Annotated in this window: 15 protein-coding genes; 6 read left to right on the forward strand and 9 right to left on the reverse strand. The window is 60.0% G+C overall.

From position 1 onward, the window contains the following. Nucleotides 1-9: 9 nt before the first annotated feature. From ACXR0M_RS16545 to ACXR0M_RS16575, 7 genes are all read right to left on the reverse strand, one after another. Nucleotides 10-846, reverse strand: coding sequence for an amino acid ABC transporter ATP-binding protein (locus tag ACXR0M_RS16545; RefSeq protein ID WP_458832874.1), 837 nt, complete (start codon nucleotides 844-846; stop codon nucleotides 10-12). Further along, a complete protein-coding gene (locus ACXR0M_RS16550; protein ID WP_458832875.1) occupies nucleotides 833-1,621 on the reverse strand; it encodes an amino acid ABC transporter permease in 789 nt (262 codons plus the stop codon). Before ACXR0M_RS16550 ends, ACXR0M_RS16545 begins: the two co-directional genes overlap by 14 nt. Next, nucleotides 1,611-2,345, reverse strand: coding sequence for an amino acid ABC transporter permease (locus tag ACXR0M_RS16555; protein ID WP_458832876.1), 735 nt, complete (start codon nucleotides 2,343-2,345; stop codon nucleotides 1,611-1,613). Before ACXR0M_RS16555 ends, ACXR0M_RS16550 begins: the two co-directional genes overlap by 11 nt. Continuing rightward, entirely contained in the window at nucleotides 2,342-3,553 is a 1,212-nt protein-coding gene (locus ACXR0M_RS16560; protein ID WP_458832877.1) for an aminotransferase class I/II-fold pyridoxal phosphate-dependent enzyme, read from the reverse strand. The genes ACXR0M_RS16555 and ACXR0M_RS16560 overlap by 4 nt, the downstream gene beginning before the upstream one ends. Next, nucleotides 3,550-4,974, reverse strand: a complete 1,425-nt coding sequence (locus tag ACXR0M_RS16565) for an FAD-binding oxidoreductase (protein ID WP_458832878.1) — start codon at nucleotides 4,972-4,974, stop codon at nucleotides 3,550-3,552. Before ACXR0M_RS16565 ends, ACXR0M_RS16560 begins: the two co-directional genes overlap by 4 nt. Beyond that, nucleotides 4,971-5,822 carry a transporter substrate-binding domain-containing protein gene (locus ACXR0M_RS16570; RefSeq protein WP_458832879.1) on the reverse strand — a complete coding sequence of 284 codons (852 nt, stop codon included), beginning with the start codon at nucleotides 5,820-5,822 and terminating at the stop codon, nucleotides 4,971-4,973. Before ACXR0M_RS16570 ends, ACXR0M_RS16565 begins: the two co-directional genes overlap by 4 nt. Before the next feature lie 65 nt (nucleotides 5,823-5,887). Further along, nucleotides 5,888-6,730, reverse strand: coding sequence for a transporter substrate-binding domain-containing protein (locus ACXR0M_RS16575; protein WP_458832880.1), 843 nt, complete (start codon nucleotides 6,728-6,730; stop codon nucleotides 5,888-5,890). Between the two features lie 241 nt (nucleotides 6,731-6,971). Between ACXR0M_RS16575 and ACXR0M_RS16580 the strand changes: the two genes are divergently transcribed. Next, complete coding sequence (locus ACXR0M_RS16580; RefSeq protein ID WP_458832881.1) at nucleotides 6,972-7,823, forward strand: LysR substrate-binding domain-containing protein; 852 nt, start codon at nucleotides 6,972-6,974, stop codon at nucleotides 7,821-7,823. A 47-nt stretch (nucleotides 7,824-7,870) separates the two neighbouring features. Here the strand turns inward: ACXR0M_RS16580 and ACXR0M_RS16585 are convergent, their stop codons facing one another. Beyond that, the gene (locus tag ACXR0M_RS16585; RefSeq protein ID WP_458832882.1) at nucleotides 7,871-9,253 is read right to left on the reverse strand and encodes an LLM class flavin-dependent oxidoreductase; all 1,383 of its coding nucleotides are present in this window, start codon (nucleotides 9,251-9,253) and stop codon (nucleotides 7,871-7,873) included. Nucleotides 9,254-9,646: 393 nt separating this feature from the next. On the opposite strand from ACXR0M_RS16585, the gene ACXR0M_RS16590 reads away from it, so the two are divergent. Beyond that, nucleotides 9,647-10,591 carry a chromate resistance protein ChrB domain-containing protein gene (locus ACXR0M_RS16590; protein ID WP_458832883.1) on the forward strand — a complete coding sequence of 315 codons (945 nt, stop codon included), beginning with the start codon at nucleotides 9,647-9,649 and terminating at the stop codon, nucleotides 10,589-10,591. Further along, nucleotides 10,584-11,942: a chromate efflux transporter gene (chrA, locus tag ACXR0M_RS16595; RefSeq protein ID WP_458832977.1), complete on the forward strand. Its 1,359-nt coding sequence runs from the start codon at nucleotides 10,584-10,586 to the stop codon at nucleotides 11,940-11,942. The genes ACXR0M_RS16590 and chrA overlap by 8 nt, the downstream gene beginning before the upstream one ends. A gap of 50 nt (nucleotides 11,943-11,992) precedes the next feature. On the opposite strand, the gene ACXR0M_RS16600 is transcribed toward chrA, so the two are convergent. Beyond that, on the reverse strand, nucleotides 11,993-12,889 hold the full coding sequence (locus tag ACXR0M_RS16600) for a helix-turn-helix domain-containing protein (protein WP_458832884.1): 897 nt from the start codon (nucleotides 12,887-12,889) through the stop codon (nucleotides 11,993-11,995). A gap of 161 nt (nucleotides 12,890-13,050) precedes the next feature. Here ACXR0M_RS16600 and ACXR0M_RS16605 point away from each other — a divergent pair, with 161 nt between their 5' ends. The 3 genes from ACXR0M_RS16605 (at nucleotide 13,051) to ACXR0M_RS16615 (ending at nucleotide 16,945) form a co-directional block, all read left to right on the forward strand. Further along, nucleotides 13,051-14,409: a glutamine synthetase family protein gene (locus tag ACXR0M_RS16605; protein ID WP_458832885.1), complete on the forward strand. Its 1,359-nt coding sequence runs from the start codon at nucleotides 13,051-13,053 to the stop codon at nucleotides 14,407-14,409. Nucleotides 14,410-14,558: 149 nt separating this feature from the next. Beyond that, nucleotides 14,559-15,647, forward strand: coding sequence for a polyamine ABC transporter substrate-binding protein (locus tag ACXR0M_RS16610; RefSeq protein ID WP_458832886.1), 1,089 nt, complete (start codon nucleotides 14,559-14,561; stop codon nucleotides 15,645-15,647). Continuing rightward, nucleotides 15,644-16,945, forward strand: coding sequence for an NAD(P)/FAD-dependent oxidoreductase (locus ACXR0M_RS16615; RefSeq protein ID WP_458832887.1), 1,302 nt, complete (start codon nucleotides 15,644-15,646; stop codon nucleotides 16,943-16,945). Before ACXR0M_RS16610 ends, ACXR0M_RS16615 begins: the two co-directional genes overlap by 4 nt. Nucleotides 16,946-17,085 lie beyond the last annotated feature (140 nt).

Consider the following 17,085-nt stretch of genomic DNA (forward strand, 5'->3'; position numbering starts at 1 on the left):
TCCTCGGAGTCAGACGGACAGGCTGTAGCGGCTGAGGTTGGTCAACAGATAAGGATCATTGGCAAGCGGCGGGCGCCGGCCCGGATCGCCCAGGGCGTGGCGCAAAAACGTTTGGGTCCGTTCACTGACGGGGTGCTGAAAAATCTGCGCGGCACTGCCGTGCTCGACGATGACCCCGTTCTCGGTGAAATAGACGACATCGCTGATTTCCTCGGCAAAGCGCATCTCGTGGGTCACCAGCACACAGGTCATGCCTTCTTCGGTCAGTTCGCGAATCACCGTCAGCACCTCGCCAACGGTTTCCGGATCGAGGGCCGAGGTCACTTCGTCGAAAAGAATCAGTTCCGGGCGCATCGCCAGGGCCCGGGCAATCGCCACGCGCTGTTGCTGCCCGCCGGACAGTTGACCGGGATAGGCATCGGCCTTGTGTTCCAGACGCACTTTGGCCAACAAGGCGTGCGCGTCTTTCTCGGCATCAACCCGATTGCGCCCTAACACCTTGCGCGGCGCCACCACCAGGTTTTCCAGCACCGACAGATGCGGGAACAGGTTGTACTGCTGGAACACGAACCCCACGCGCTTGCGCAATTCGATGCGCTGCGCTTCCTCTGCCAGCTTGTGTACGTCGGTGGTGCCGACGCGGATGCTGCCGCGCTGGGGCTGCAACAACCCGGTGATGCAACGCAAGATGGTTGACTTGCCGGAACCCGAAGGGCCGATGATCGACACCGCCTGGCCCCGATGCACTTCCAGATCGATGCCCTTGAGCACCGGGTTGCCACTGAACGACAGGTGCAAATCCCGCAGGCGGACCAGAGGCTCGCCGACGGTTTCAATAGAAGGCATAACGTCGCTCCAGGTGTCGGGTGAGTCGGGAAATCGGGTAGCAATAGGCGAAGAACAGCACCAGCAGGCTGAGGTAGATCAGCACGGTAAAGCCGGTCATGTTCACCGTGTTGCTGGCGATCTGCGCGGTGTCGATCACGTCATGCACGCCTACCAGCGATGCCAGCGCCGTGCCCATGGTGATCACCGCGTACAGGTTCATCCACGGCGGCAGCATGCGTTTGAAACACTGCGGCAGGATGATCGAGCGGAAGATCTGCCCCCGCGTGAAAGCCAGCGAACGGGCCGCTTCCCACTGGGTGGCGGGGATCGACGCCACGGCACCACGAAAGATCTCCGCGACGTTGGCGCTGGCCGGAAGCGCAAGGCCGAGGGTAACCTTGACCCAGTCCGGAAACGCCACGTAAGTACCGGCAATACGGATCTCGAACGGAAACACGTAGGTGGTGAAATAGATCAGCACCAGCCACGGCGCGTTGCGAAACACCTGTACCCAGATCTGTGCCGGCAGGCGCATCAGACGCAACGGCGACAAGGCCAGTGCCCCCACCAGCAAGCCCAGCAGCGAACCCAGCCAGATGGCCACCAGGCTGATCAGAATGTTCTGCGCGAAGCCCGCCGCCAGTGCCGGCGACCATTGCAGCAAGGCCTTGAGTACCGGGCTCTGCGCGCCGAAATACAGCAGCGCCAGAGCGACGCCTGCCAGTATCAACAGTTTGCCGAAGTGTCGACGCGGCAGGGCCGTAATCGTATTGACGGACGATTCAATGGCCATAACCGGGCATCCTCAGGCGCGCTTCGAGGTAGCGCCCCACGCAATTGACGATAAAGCTCAGCAGGCCGAAAAAGCTCAGGATCAGGATCATCAGCTCCAGCACGTTATCGCTCTGGGTCCAGATCATGATCGCGGCGTAGGTGATGTCGCCCACGGCGATGGCTGACGCCACGGCCGTCATCTTCACCAGATCGATCAGGTTATTGATCAGCGAAGGCAGTGCAAAACGCAGGGCCAGGGGCAGTTGCACATTCCACAACAGCTGCCGGCTGCTGAAAGCCAGCGAGCTGGCCGCTTCCAGTGTCACTGCCGGCACCGCCTCGATGCCGGCGCGCAAGGCTTCGGCATGGAACGCGCCCTTGTGCAGGGAGATCACGATGACCACCCAGGCAAACGGCGTCAGCGGATTGGCCGCTCCCACCGCCTGGGTCAGCAGCATGTTCAACACCAGGAAGGCGCAATACAGTTGCACCAGTGTCGGCGTGTTGCGGGTGACTTCGACAAAGATCCGCGCCGGCGTCGCCAGCCAGGGTTTGCCGGACGTCAGCATCGCTGCCAGTCCGACACCGGCCAGCAAACTGCCAACGATGGTGAACACACACAACAGCACAGTGGTCAGCGCACCTTGCCCGAGAGATCCACGCTGGTAGGCATCCAGCAGAAAGCTGTAGTTCAGCCCCAGTCCCGCCGTCCAGTGAACGAAAAGTTCCAGCCAGTTGGTCATGGCTCGCTCCGAAGCTGGGCGCAGGCATGGGCAATTCGGCGCCCCGCTTCGACGACGCTATCGGTGGCCGTGGCGATGGACAGACGGAACCACGGCGACAGGCCATAGGCACTACCCGCAACACCCGCAACGCCCTCCTCCAGCAGGTAGTCGACGACATCGGCGTCACTGATCAGCTGCTGCCCGTCAGGGCGATAGTGTCCGATCAACCCGGCGCAGCGGACAAACACAAAAAAGCCGCCCTGTGGCTCAAGCACCTGCAGACCCTCGACCGGGCGCAACGCCTTGAGCAACAGATCCCGTCGCCGTTGATAAGCCTCGACCTGCGGCGGCAGAAACCCGAGGCCGCCCTCCAGCGCCGCCAGTGCAGCAGCCTGGCCCACGGACGATGCGCCGGACGTGGATTGCGATTGCACCACGGTCATGGCCGTTGTCAGCGCTTGCGGCCCGGCGCCGAAGCCGACGCGCCAGCCGGTCATGGCATAGGTTTTCGAAACACCGCCGACCAGCAGGCAACGCTCTTGCAGATCCGGCGCAACATTGAGCAGATTCAGCGCTGTTCGGTCATCGAAACGAATGTGTTCGTAGAGCTCATCCAGCAGGATCAGCACCTGCGGATGCCGCCTCAGTACGTTGGCAATCGCTTGCAATTCAGCCTCGGTATAAACCGCACCACTGGGATTGCCCGGGCCGTTGAGGATCAGCCAGCGGCTACGCTCGCCAATGTGCTGCTCCAACTGCGCAGCCGTCAGTTTGCAGCCCTGCTCCAGCGGGCATTCGATGAACACCGGCTCGCCGCCATTGAACCGCACGCTGTCCGGAAACGACGGCCAGTACGGAGTTGGCACCAACACTTGATCGCCGTCGTCGAGGGTGGCGGCGAAGGCATTGAAGATGATCTGCTTGGCGCCATTGGCAATCACGATAGAGGGCAGCGAATAGCTCAGGTGGTTTTCCCGTTCGAGCTTGCGTTGTACCGCCAGGCGCAGGGCTTTGACGCCGGGTGTCGGGGTGTATTTGGTGGCGCCGATGGCAATCGCTGCGCAAGCCGCCTGTTTGATGTGTTCGGGCGTGTCGAAATCCGGCTCGCCTGTGGTCAGGTCGAGAATGTCACGACCGCTGTCACGCAGCTCGGTCGCACGGGATTTGGCTGCCGCGTTGGCTGACAGCGAGACGCGCTGCACGCGTTTGGAAAGACGAAGCGTCATGAGCCGGTCACCTCGATGACCTTGCCCGGATTGAGCAGGTTTTTCGGGTCCAGTGCCTGTTTGATCCGACGCATCAGATCCAGCTCCACCGGGCTTTTGTAACGCGTCAGCAGGTCGCGCTTGCGCTGGCCGATCCCGTGTTCCGCGCTGATCGAGCCGCCATGGGCATGGGCGCTGTCGTGCACCAGCAGACTCAGCGCGGCGTACTGGGCCATGTGTTCATCGACGGTCGAATGCAGCGGATGAGCGACGTTGTAGTGCAGGTTGCCATCGCCCAGATGGCCGAAGGTGAAATGCCGCACACCGGGAAACTTTGTCTGCAATAGCGCATCGGTGTGGGTGACGAAATCCACGACTTTCGAAATGGGCACCGAGATATCGTGCTTCATGTTGCGCCCGGCGCGTTTCTGCGCCTCGCTCATGTTCTCGCGCAGCAACCACAGGGCCTGGCTCTGGGCCAGGCTTTCGGCAATCAGAGCATTGGCCAGCAGGCCTTGTTCGAAGGCCTCGCCCAGCACGCTTTCAAAGGCTTCGCGGGCCTGCGTTGCACCGCGATTGTCGGAGAGTTCGAGCAGCGCAAACCACGGCTGTTCAGCACGGAGAAAAGGTTGTGGCGCTTCGGGAAACTGCTCGCGCAACAACGCCAGGCAATCGGCGTTGAGCAACTCGAATGCGGTGAGCCCTGCGCCGAAACCGGCGCGGGCGTGAGAGAGAAATTCCACCGCTTGCGCCAGCGAGTCGAACGCGAGAAAAGCCGTTAATTGCGCCTCGGGCAGCGGAAACAGTTTCAGTGTCGCGGCAGTGATGATGCCGAGGGTGCCTTCGCTGCCGATGTACAAGTCACGAAAGTCGTAGCCGGAATTGTCCTTGCGCAACCCACGCAGGCCATGCCAGATCTCGCCTTCGGCCGTCACCACTTCCAGCCCGAGGGTCAGCTCACGGGTGTTGCCGTAACGCAGGACAGCCGTACCGCCGGCGTTGGTGCCCAGGTTGCCGCCAATCGTGCAACTGCCCTCGGCCCCCAGACTCAGAGGAAACAGGCGCCCTGCTTCCTCGGCGGCCTGTTGCACGTGTTGCAAAATGCAGCCGGCCTCGACGGTCAGCGTGTCGTTGTCGGTGTCCACTGCGCGCACTCGATTCAAGCGATCGAGCAACAGCAACACCGCGCGCCCGCTGGCATCCGGCGTCGCCGCCCCCATCAGACTGGTGTTGCCGCCCTGAACCACGATCGGTGCGTCGGCAGCGACACAGGTCCGCACCACTGCCGCAACTTCTTCGGTATTGCCCGGGTGCACTGCCGCGATCACCGAGCCCTCGTAGCGCCCCTGCTTGTCGGTCAGAAACGCCGTAGCCTCTTCGCTGCGTTGTACGTGACGCTTGCCCAGCAGTTGCTGCAACTGCGCAAACAAATCCTCATTCATGGCTGCGCCGCCAGCGGCTGAGCGTTGCGATACTGCTCGTGCAAGTCACGCAAGGCCTGGGACGGCGCCATGCCGGTGCGCTCGCCCAACGCAATCAACCAGCCGCTGCGGTGCCAGTCGCGCACGATGGCATCGAGTTTCGCCTGGGTGTCGCGCTCGCCTTTGCGCAGCCAGATCACCGAGTTGGAGGGAATCAGATCATTGGGCAGCGGAGTTTCATAACCGGCCCATTCGGCATCGCCAAGCAAGGCGTGCATGGTCGGGCTGACGTGCACCGCCGCCACACAGCCGTTGCCGCGCAGCGACAGCAACGATTCGGACTGGCTGCGGAACGCCTTGATCTGCGCACCGTAGGTTTCCTGTAACGGCTTGATGAAGTTGCTGCCTTGGGACACGCACACCGGCTTGTCCTTCAGGTCTGCCCACTGCGTGATGCCTGCCCCTTTGCGGATCAGCGCCGCCCCGCCCACTTCCTCGTAAGGCGTCGGCACGTAGTCGAGAATCTGCGCACGTTCATCGGTGAACTGCATGTTGGCGATCAGGATGTCGACCTTGCCCTGCTGCAGAAACTGCACCCGGTTCGGCGCCAGTACCGACACTGTTTTCGCTTCCACACCCAAAGCCTTGGCCACGCCCTTGGCCAGTTCGACGTTGTAACCCAGATGCTCACCGGTCTCGGGATCGATGGTGCCGAACGGCGGGCCGCTGAGGATCACCCCGACGCTGATTTCGTGGCGTTGGTGGATCTTGTCCAGCGTGGCATCGGCGCGGACGGCACTGGTGCCGATGGCAACCAGGGCGCCGAGGCAAAACGTGGTCAGGGCTTTAGCGGAAAAATGACGTTTCATGCAGGGCAACCTTGGACAACAGTCGTGTGCACGACGGTTGGATAACAACACTGGGAGAGGGATTTTCAGGCCCCGTTGGCTTGAAACTGTTTTTGCAGTTCGACCAGCGCCGGCGACGCGGGGGTGATGTGGTTGCGAGTCTGAGCGTCGATCAACCAGCCGCTGCGGTGCAATTCCTTCACAATCGGATCGAGCCTGGCCTGAGTGTCGTTTTCACCACGGCGTGTCCAGATCACCGATGGCGCCGGATTGAGTTCCGGAGTGATGGCGCGGTAGCTCTGCCACTCGGCGCTGTCGGCGATTAACGGATTGATCAGGGTCGCGTCATGAACCGCCGCAACGCAGTTGTTGCCGCGCAGCGCGAGCAACGACTCGGAAGAACTTTTGAAAGCTTTCAACTCGACGCCCAGCTCAGTGAGCGGCTTGATGTAGCTGCTACCCTGAGAGGTGCAGACCGGTTGCCCTTTCAAGTCCTCCCAACGAGCAATCTTGCTGTCCTTCAGCACGGCTGCGGTACCGCCAACCCGATAGAACGGTGTGGGAACAAAACCGAGGATCTCGCCGCGCTCCGCCGTCCATTCCATGTTGGCGATCAGCAAATCCACTTTGCCCTGTTGCAGGAATTGCACGCGGTTGGCTGGCAATACCGGCACCAGTTGCACCTCGGCGCCTAGCCGCCGCCCCAGTTCCTCGGCCAGCTCAACGTTCAAACCACGCGGTTTCTGTGTGGCAGGATCAATCCCGCCAAAGGGGCCACCTGACAACAGCACGCCGACCACCAGCACATGACGTTGCTCGATCTTGTCCAGCGTCGCATCAGCCAGGGCAGCGGTGCTGGCGGCCAGCGATATGAAGGCGCCCAGCATCAAGGGCAAAAAACGTTTTGAAGGCGCGCGATCGGACAACATGGATTTCTCCTCGTGATTGATCGGCAAACCCCGATCCAGTGAGTGGGCATCCTGCTGACAGCACCGGCATAACGGAAATACAAATATCTAATATCGTTATAACTTAGACTCCGTCACGTTTTTAACAAAAGCATATAAGCGCGAATTTATTGACCCAAAAGAACATCGAGAGAAATAACTTCCCTCCAACCCATAAAGATATGTAATGTTTAAGTTCGTCCCTTTGATATAAAAGCTGCCTATGACGACACTCGATCTCGAATTGCTGCGCACGTTCATTGCCGTGGTCGATCACCACAGTTTTGCCGAGGCCGGCGTACAACTGGCGCGCACCCAGTCGTCGGTCACTCAGCACATGCAGCGCCTGGAGCAACAGGTCGGGGTCAACTTGTTCGAAAAGCGCGGGCGGCAAAAGCAGCTGACGGAAGCCGGACAGCAGCTGCTGCGCCATGCCCGGCAGATGCTTTCACTCAACGATGATGCGCTGAACTCCCTGCGCGAAAGCAGCTTGAGCGGCGTGTTGCGTATCGGCTCGCCCCATGACATCGCCGACACCATCCTGCCGCCAATCCTCAGCCACATCGCGCGTTCGGCTCCGCGCTTGCGCCTGGAGATTGATGTCGGTCGCAGTCCGTTTCTCATGGATGATCTGCAACGGGGCAAGATCGACATGGTGATCTCCACCCGCGAAGCGCCCAATCTGGAAGGTTTTGCGTTGCGTACCTCGCCGGTATGGTGGATTTGCTCTGCGCAGTTCATTCATAACCCCGGCGAGACTTTGCCGCTGATTCTGGTCGACGAACCGAGCATCTACCGACGCTATGCGCTGGAGGCCCTGGAGCACGCTAACATTCCGTGGCGCCAGGCTTATCTCGCATCGAACCTGATTGGCATCAAGGCGGCGACGCGAGCAGGCCTGGGCGTCACCGCCAGAAGCATGGAAATGTTAGGTCCGGATATGCGGGTACTGGGCGAAAGCGATGGTTTGCCCCGTCTGCCGGACGTCACCTACCACCTATGGATCCGTTCCAACACGATCAATCCGCTGGTGCGCCGGGCCTATGAGCTGATTCGCAGCAGCCTTGGGCATTGAATGCCGAAATGCACGCGGTGTTCGCGGCAAATCTCCCCTTCCCTCCGTCAAAGAGCGTTGTCGAAACGGAACGAGGCTCCATAGGCTGACGCCGGCAAGTGACTTGAACCGTCGGCCCGCAACCGCGAACGGAACGTGCCGCTTTGCGGTTTGGTCCGGTACAGGCCACGCTTTTGCAATTGGGGAATGACCAGTTCGACGAAGTCTTCAAGGCTGCCAGGACTGATCAACGGATTGAGCATATAGCCGCTGGTACCGGAGATTCGTGCATGTTCCTCGATGCGCTCGGCCACCTGCTCAGGGGTGCCTACCAGAATCAGATCGCTGCCTCGGGTAACCTTGGCAAACCGATGCTTGACGTCGCCGGCGGTCAACGGTTTGCCACTGCCGTCGGGACGCATGACGTATGAGGTCATGCCTTCAGTATGTGTGGACAGTGCTTCGCTGTCCGCGTAACGGCTGATATCAATACCCGTATCACCCGCGTAACTGACCAGTTGGGCCTGCAAGTGATAGTTGCTTTGCAACTCATCATATTTGCGCTGCGCCTCGATTTCGGTTTTGGCCGTGACGATACGCAGCACGGTCAATGACTTGACATCGTCACGTTGGCGGCCAAGTGCCTGGGCCTTGGCCCATATCTCTTCCAACCCCTGACGAATCTCCTGAGGATTGGACTTGGCAATGAAGATCAGCTCGGCATGCCTGGCCGCAAACTCACGCCCGCGCCCCGACCAGCCAGCCTGAATCAACACGGGTGTGCGTTGCGGTGATGGCGAGGTCAAGTGCGGACCGGCCACCCGGTAATGCTCACCGATATGGTTGATGGGCCGCACCCGATCACCACGCGCGTAGGTCTGACGCGACCTGTCCGCGACCACGGCGTCATCGGCCCAACTGCCCTCCCAAAGCTTGTAGACCACCTCCATGAACTCTTCGGCGCGCTCGTAGCGCTCATCGTGCTTGATCATCTGTTTCAAGCCGAAGTTACGGGCAGCGCTGGACAAGTAGGAGGTGACGATGTTCCAGCCGACCCGGCCGGCAGTCAGGTGATCCAGGGTGCTGAAGCGCCGGGCATGGGTGAACGGGTGTTCGTAGCTGGTGGTGACGGTGACGCCAAAGGCCAGGTTTTGCGTGACGGCTGCCAATGCCGGAATGATCATCAACGGATCGTTTGCCGGTGCTTCCACCGCCCATTTCATGGCTGCATCGGCATTTCCGCCAAATACATCATAGAACCCCAGTACATCACCGAAGAACAGCATATCGAGATGCGCCTGATCCGCGATGCGTGCCAGGTTCGACCAGTAGCCGAGCGAGTTCATGGTCAACCGCTCATCGGCCGGATGCGTCCAGAGGCTTGGCGCGCCGCCACAGCCCACACTGGCTTGCTCATAGAGTGCGAACAAAAGAGGTTTTGGTTCAGACATCGTGGTTCCTGAAATGAAGTCGTTAAAAGCGGCGAATCACTGACGATTCCTGAAGCCTTTGCCTTGGATCGTGCGGATGGCCGGCCGCAACCGCAGCCCGGGACGGGGTCAGGATGGAGACTGGAGAAGCGACAGAGCCTCTGGCGGCTAATTGAGTGAAGCGTCAATTAGCCATAAAGCCTGGGTAGATTAAAACGCACTATAAAAATAGATTGAAATTGTTTTATAGAATAAGCCGCTGACTTCAGGCTATATGCCAGCTGTGTGTGCGGACCGATATCAGCGTCCGAGCTCTGTTCAGAGTCTTCATCACCCTCGCTGAAACGGGCGCTATGCAAATGCTCATTCGAGGCCTAATGTAATGGTCTCTACAAATTAAATATCTTTCTCTACATGAAAAACTGGCTGGCTTTGATACTCGGTTTGCCCACGGCCAATGCCACCGAACGCATGCGGGCGTGGCGCGCCCTCAAAGCATCCGGCGCGGCGGTATTGCGCGATGGAGCCTATCTATTGCCTGACATCGACATCTGTCGCGAAGCCCTGATCGCTGTCGAACGCGACATTCTGGCCATCAATGGCAACGCATTTATCCTGCCCGTCGTCGACCCTGACGGTGAGCGCTTTATCAATTTGTTCGATCGCAGCGATGACTACCGCAAGTTGCGCACCGAAATCGAAGCGTGCGCGGGAGGGCTCAATCCTGAAAACATATCGGCCATTACGAGACAGGTTCGCAAGCTGCGTAAAACCTACGAGCAGCTGATCAATATCGATTACTTCCCGGGCAAGCCCAAGCAGCAGACAGACCAGGCCTTACAGGAACTCGAGGTTGCGATTGGCAGTGTCCTGTCCCCGGACGAGCCACACAGCAGCAACCAACCGGTCACGGTGCTCAACCGTGAAGATTACCGGGGGCGTGTCTGGGCAACCCGCAAGCGACCGTGGGTTGATCGCCTGGCCTGCGCCTGGCTTATCCGTCGCTTCATTGACCCTGACGCCCGGATTCTCTGGCTGAACACGCCGCAGGACTGTCCGGCCGACGCCTTGGGATTCGACTTTGATAACGCGGCGTTCAGTCATGTCGGCAACCGCGTGAGTTTTGAAGTCTTGCAAGCGAGTTTTGAACTCCAGGACTCTGGTTTGAACCGCCTTGCGGCGCTGGTGCATTACCTTGATGTCGGTGGCGTTCAACCTGAAGAAGCTGCCGGTGTCGAGCGCGTACTCACCGGGCTGCGCGAAACCATCCTCCATGACGACCACCTTCTGGCTGCTGCGAGTTCTGTCTTCGACGGTTTGCTTGCCGGGTTTATGAACGATGACCAATCCAATGAATAAAGTGATAGCACCCACGATTGCAAACGAGTTGCCCAGGCCGCAAGCCGTCAGCGTGCGTGAGGCGTTCTGGTTTTGGCTGAAGCTCGGCTTCATCAGCTTCGGTGGGCCGGCCGGACAAATTTCGATCATGCACCAGGAATTGGTAGAGCGACGGAGATGGATCTCCGAACGCCGCTTCCTGCATGCGCTCAACTACTGCATGCTGCTGCCCGGGCCTGAAGCCCAGCAGTTGGCAACCTACATTGGCTGGCTGATGCATCGAACCTGGGGTGGCGTGATCGCGGGGGTGCTGTTCGTACTGCCTTCCCTGTTCATTCTGATCGCCCTGTCCTGGATGTATATCGCGTTCGGCGAAGTGCCTGTGGTGGCCGGCCTCTTCTATGGAATCAAGCCCGCCGTGACCGCTATCGTGGTGCAGGCGGCATATCGAATCGGATCTCGAGCGCTGAAAAATAACTGGCTATGGGCGATAGCGGCGGCATCATTCACGGCGATCTTCGCGTTCAATGTTCCGTTCCCCCTGATCGTGCTAGGGGCGGCACTGATCGGTTATGCCGGCGGGCGCCTGGCACCCGAGAAGTTCAGAACCGGTGGTCATCGTGCCGACAGGAAATCCTTTGGCCCGGCCCTGATCGACGACGACACCCCTGCCCCGGCACACGCCCGGTTCAGCTGGATCAAACTGGCAGTGCTGGCACTCATCGGCGCCGGGTTGTGGATACTGCCGATGGGCGTGTTGACCGCCGTTTTTGGCTGGGAAGGCACCCTCACCCAAATGGGCTGGTTTTTTACCAAGGCAGCGTTACTGACCTTTGGTGGAGCCTATGCGGTGCTCCCGTATGTGTACCAGGGCGCGGTCGGTCACTATGGCTGGCTGACACCCACGCAGATGATCGACGGCCTGGCGTTGGGGGAAACCACGCCCGGGCCGCTGATCATGGTGGTCGCTTTCGTGGGTTTTATCGGAGCCTATGTGTCACAAGTGTTCGGGGCCGATCAGGTCTTCCTGGCGGGGGCTGTGGCCGCTACCGTGGTGACATGGTTCACGTTCCTCCCATCATTCCTGTTCATCCTCGCAGGCGGCCCACTGGTGGAGTCGACGCACAATGAGCTCAGGTTCACTGCGCCACTGACCGTCATTACTGCCGCCGTGGTTGGTGTGATCCTCAATCTGGCCTGCTTCTTTGGTTATCACGTGGTTTGGCCAAAAGGCTTCAGCGGTAATGTCGACTGGCCTTCAGCGCTGATCGCGATATCCGCCGCCATTGCCTTGTTTCGCTTCAAGCGGGGCGTTATCCAGGTGTTGCTGGGTTCGGCGCTTGTGGGCCTGGTAGTGCATCTGCTGCGCTAACACTTTTTGCCAGACCAGCTAGCTTTGAGCAGGCCGATTTCATGCTCCATTCAGCGCTTCAAGGTTTCACTCGGCAACTCATTAAACAACGCGCGGTAACTGCTGGAAAACCGTCCCAGATGCCAGAACGACCACTGCATCGCCACTTCAGCCACAGTGGTTTCCATCGGGCTGCGGCGGCGCAGTTCGCGGTGTGCGCTGTTCAGCCGGCGCAGGCGTAACCAGTGGCTCGGAGTCATCCCGGTGTAGGCCTTGAATGCCTGTTGTAACTGACGCAGTGAAACGCCAGCGACCTGCGCCAGTTCGAGCAGATTAAGCGTGTCTTCCGGCGAATCAGCCGCCCACTCCCCTACGCGCTTCATAATGTTTCGTTCTTGTGCGCGGCGCTGCAGACCGCCGCCGTCCAGGCACACCTGCGCGTTGTCGAGGATGAACAGGCAGTCTTCCAGCAGCTGCTGAGTCAATACATCTTTACTAGGCAGATCAATGGCTTGCGTCAACTTCGTGAGAGTCGAACTTAACCAGCGACTGAACAATGCGTTCTGCCCACAGTTCAGCGGCGCCATGAACAAACCTTCGAGCCGGCCGACATCCAGGCCATGTTGCCCGACGAATTCCGCGCCGAACACCACGGCGATTTCCTGATAGTTCTCCGGGGTGATCCAGATGTTGCGGCTCTCTTCGTTGAGCAGGTACAGCGCGTTGTCGCTGCGATCGAAACAGAACGCCACGGCGCCCGCCGGCGCGCTGAAATTCTGTTCGACGCGGGTGTTCATCTGCTCTTCGTAAACCTGCACACCCTGCAAATCCAGATAGCGAATCTGCCCGGCGAAATGCCCGGGCGACATCTGCTGGTAATGCTGGACCCAACCCGGCGTGGCGCGGCTTTGCTCGGCCACATCGGCGGTATTGAACGCTTGAACCTGGAGCGAATTGCACGTTGTCATGGGAGACCTTGCGCACTCTCTTGGTGCGCTTTGGTGCTGCTTAAAGTGGATAGATGGAACTGCAAGGCACGCCCAAGATAGTCGCCAACGCGCCACAGGGGAAGGGGCGGAAGATGAAAGCCGCCCTCCCCGGCGTCTATAAAACCAATAACGAGGTCTTTATGAATGCCCCTTTCGATCAGCTGTTCACGTGGCTGAAAGATCACAAGATTACCGAAGTTGAATGTGTGGTCAGCGACCTGACCGGCATCGCCCGCGGCAAGATCGCACCGACCAACAAGTTCCTGCATGAGCGAGGCATGCGCCTGCCGGAAAGTGTGCTGCTGCAAACGGTAACCGGGGATTTTGTCGACGACGACGTCTACTACGACCTGCTCGACCCGGCCGACATCGACATGGTCTGCAAGCCGGTGAGCGACGCGGTGTATGTGATTCCGTGGGCGATCGAGCCGACCGCCATTGTCATCCACGACACCTTCGACAAGTTCGGCAACCCGATCGAGCTGTCGCCGCGCAACGTGCTGAAAAAAGTCCTGCAGCTGTACACCGACAAAGGCTGGAAGCCGATCGTTGCGCCAGAAATGGAGTTCTACCTGACCCAGCGCTGCGAAGACCCGGACTTGCCATTGAAGGCGCCGCTCGGTCGTTCCGGGCGTGCGGAAAGCGGGCGTCAGTCGTTCTCGATCGACGCCGCCAACGAATTCGATCCGCTGTTCGAAGACGTCTACGACTGGTGCGAACTGCAAGGCCTGGACCTCGACACCTTGATCCACGAAGACGGCCCGGCGCAGATGGAAATCAACTTCCGTCATGGCGATGCGCTGGATCTGGCCGACCAGATCACCGTGTTCAAACGCACCCTGCGCGAAGCCGCGCTCAAGCACAACGTCACCGCCACGTTCATGGCCAAGCCGATTGGCGACGAGCCCGGCAGCGCCATGCACCTGCACCAGAGCGTGGTGGACATCGCCACCGGCAAGCCGATCTTCGCCGATGCCGACGGCCAGATGAGCGAGCTGTTCCGCCATCACATCGGCGGTCTGCAGAAGTACATCCCGAAAGTGCTGCCGATGTTCGCGCCCAATGTGAACTCGTTTCGCCGCTTCCTGCCGGACACCTCGGCCCCGGTGAACGTCGAATGGGGCGAGGAAAACCGCACCGTCGGCCTGCGCGTGCCAACCTCCAGCCCGGAATCCATGCGCGTGGAAAACCGCTTGCCGGGCGCCGACGCCAACCCGTACCTGGCGATTGCCGCGAGTCTGCTGTGCGGCTACATCGGCATGCTCGAGGGCATCGAGCCGAGCGCGGCGGTTGAAGGTCGGGCCTACGAGCGCCGCAACCTGCGCTTGCCAATCACCATCGAAGAAGCGCTGACGCAAATGGAAGAGTGCGACACCGTGGCCAAGTACCTGGGCAACAAATTTGTCCGCGGCTACGTCGCGGTCAAACGCGCCGAGCACGAAAACTTCAAGCGCGTGATCAGTTCGTGGGAGCGCGAGTTTTTGTTGCTGAGTGTCTGACTCCAGCACCAAACCCTGTAGGAGCTGCCGAAGGCTGCGATCTTTTGATGTTGCCTTTGAAAAACAAGATCAAAAGATCGCAGCCTTCGGCAGCTCCTACAAGGGTACTCAACCACCCGAAGAATCCAATAATGTTAAGAGGTGTCGACATGCGTCTGTTGAAATCCATCGTCCCCGCAACGCTGGCCCTGTTGTGCAGCACCGCAGCCCTGGCCCAACCCCAGGTCAGCGTCTACAACTGGACCGACTACATCGGTGAAACCACCCTCGCCGACTTCCAGGCCAAGACCGGGATCAAGGTGATCTACGACGTTTTCGATTCCAACGAAACCCTGGAAGGCAAACTGCTCGCCGGGCGCACCGGTTACGACGTCGTGGTGCCGTCCAACCATTTCCTCGCCCGTCAGGTGAAAGCCGGCGCGTTCCTCAAGCTGGATCGCGAGCAACTGCCGAACTGGAAAAACCTCGACCCGAAACTGCTCGCGCTGCTGGAGAAAAACGACCCGCAGAACGCGCACTCGGTGCCGTACCTGTGGGGCACCAACGGCATCGGCTACAACGTCGACAAGGTCAAGCAAGTGCTGGGCATCGACCACATCGATTCGTGGGCGGTGCTGTTCGAGCCGGAGAACATCAAGAAGCTGTCGCAGTGTGGCGTGTCGATGATGGACTCGGCCGACGAAGTGTTCCCGGCAATCCTCAACTACATGGGTATGGACCCGCGCAGCGAAAACCCGGAAGACTTCAAAAAGGCTGAAGCCAGACTGCTGAGCATCCGTCCGTACATCACCTATTTCCATTCCTCGAAATACGTTTCAGACCTGGCCAACGGCGACATCTGCGTGGCGTTCGGTTATTCCGGCGACGTGTTCCAGGCCGCCAATCGCGCCAAGGAAGCCAAAAACGGCGTGAACATCGCCTACGCCATTCCCAAGGAAGGCGCCAATCTGTGGTTCGATCTTCTGGCCATCCCCGCCGACGCCAGCAACCCCAAGGAAGCCCACGCCTTCATCAATTACCTGCTCGATCCGCAAGTGATTGCCAAAGTCAGCGCCTCGGTCGGTTACGCCAACCCGAACCCGGCCGCCAAGCAATACATGGACGCAGCACTGGTGAACAACCCAGAGGTGTATCCGCCGCAGGAGGTCCTCGACAAACTGTACATTTCCACTACCCCGCCGCAGTCGATCATGCGCCTGATGACCCGCTCGTGGAGCAAAGTGAAGTCGAACAAATGAACCAGTACACTCAGGAACACGCCCGCTCCTATTACGCGGCGTCGGCACGGGCAAGTACGCCCTACCCCACGCTGGACGGCGATCTGAGCGCTGATGTCTGTGTGATCGGCGGTGGCTTCACCGGGGTCAACACCGCCATCGAACTGGCTCAGCGCGGACTGTCGGTGGTGTTGATCGAAGCTCGCCGTATCGGTTGGGGCGCCAGTGGGCGCAATGGTGGGCAGCTGATCCGTGGCATCGGGCATCAGGTGGAAGGCTTTGCCCGTTATGTCGGTAATGAAGGCGTGCGTTATCTGCAGCGCGCCGGCATTGATTCGGTGGAACTGGTGCGGCAGCGCATCACTGACCATCACATCGAGTGCGACCTGCGTTGGGGCTACTGCGAGCTGGCCAATACGCCCGCCCAGTTCGCGGCCTTCAAGGACGAACAAGTCAGCCTCGGCGAACTCGGCTATCGCCATGAAACCCGGCTGGTCGGCCCGGAGCAGATCCGTCAGCAGGTGGTGAATGCCGGTGTCTACGCCGGAGGTCTGGTGGACATGGGCTCCGGCCATCTGCATCCGCTGGATCTGGTGCAGGGCGAAGCGCGTCTGGCGGCGTCGCTCGGGGTGCAGATTTTCGAGCAGAGCCCGGTGCTGCAGATCATTCACGGCGAAACCGTTGAGGTGCGCTGCGCCACCGGCAGCGTCCGCGCCGGCAGTCTGGTCCTTGGCTGCAACGCGCACCTCGACGAACTCGAACAGCAACTCAGCGGCAAGGTACTCCCCGCCGGCAGCTACATCATCGCCACCGAGCCGTTGTCCGAGGACCGCGCCGCGCAGCTGATCCCGCACAATCTGGCTCTGTGCGACCAGAAAATCGGCCTCGATTACTACCGGCTCTCGGCAGACCGGCGCCTGTTGTTCGGCGGGGCCTGCCATTATTCCGGGCGCGATCCGGCGGACATTGCTGCGTACATGCGGCCGAAGATGCTCAAGGTCTTCCCGCAACTGGCCGACGTGCGCATCGACTATCAATGGGGCGGCAAGATCGGCATCACCGCCAACCGCTTCCCACAGGTCGGGCGACTCAAGCAGCAGCCGAACGTGTTTTACGCTCAGGGCTATTCCGGTCACGGCCTCAACGTCACCCACTGGTGCGCCAAGTTGCTGGGCGAAGCGATTCACGCCGGACACAGTCAGGGCATGGATGTGTTCAGCGCGGTGCCACACATGACCTTCCCCGGCGGCCCGGCCCTGCGCTCACCGCTGCTGGCACTGGGCATGCTCTGGTACCGCCTGCGCCAAATCCTCGGCTAACGCGAGCCCCCTGTAGGAGCTGCCGAAGGCTGCGATCTTTTGATTTTGATTTTAAAAACAAGATCAAAAGATCGCAGCCTTCGGCAGCTCCTACACAATCTGCGTGTGCATCCACAACCTGCATCCCCCCGTTAATTTGC

The organism is Pseudomonas sp. Eth.TT006, from assembly GCF_054456575.1.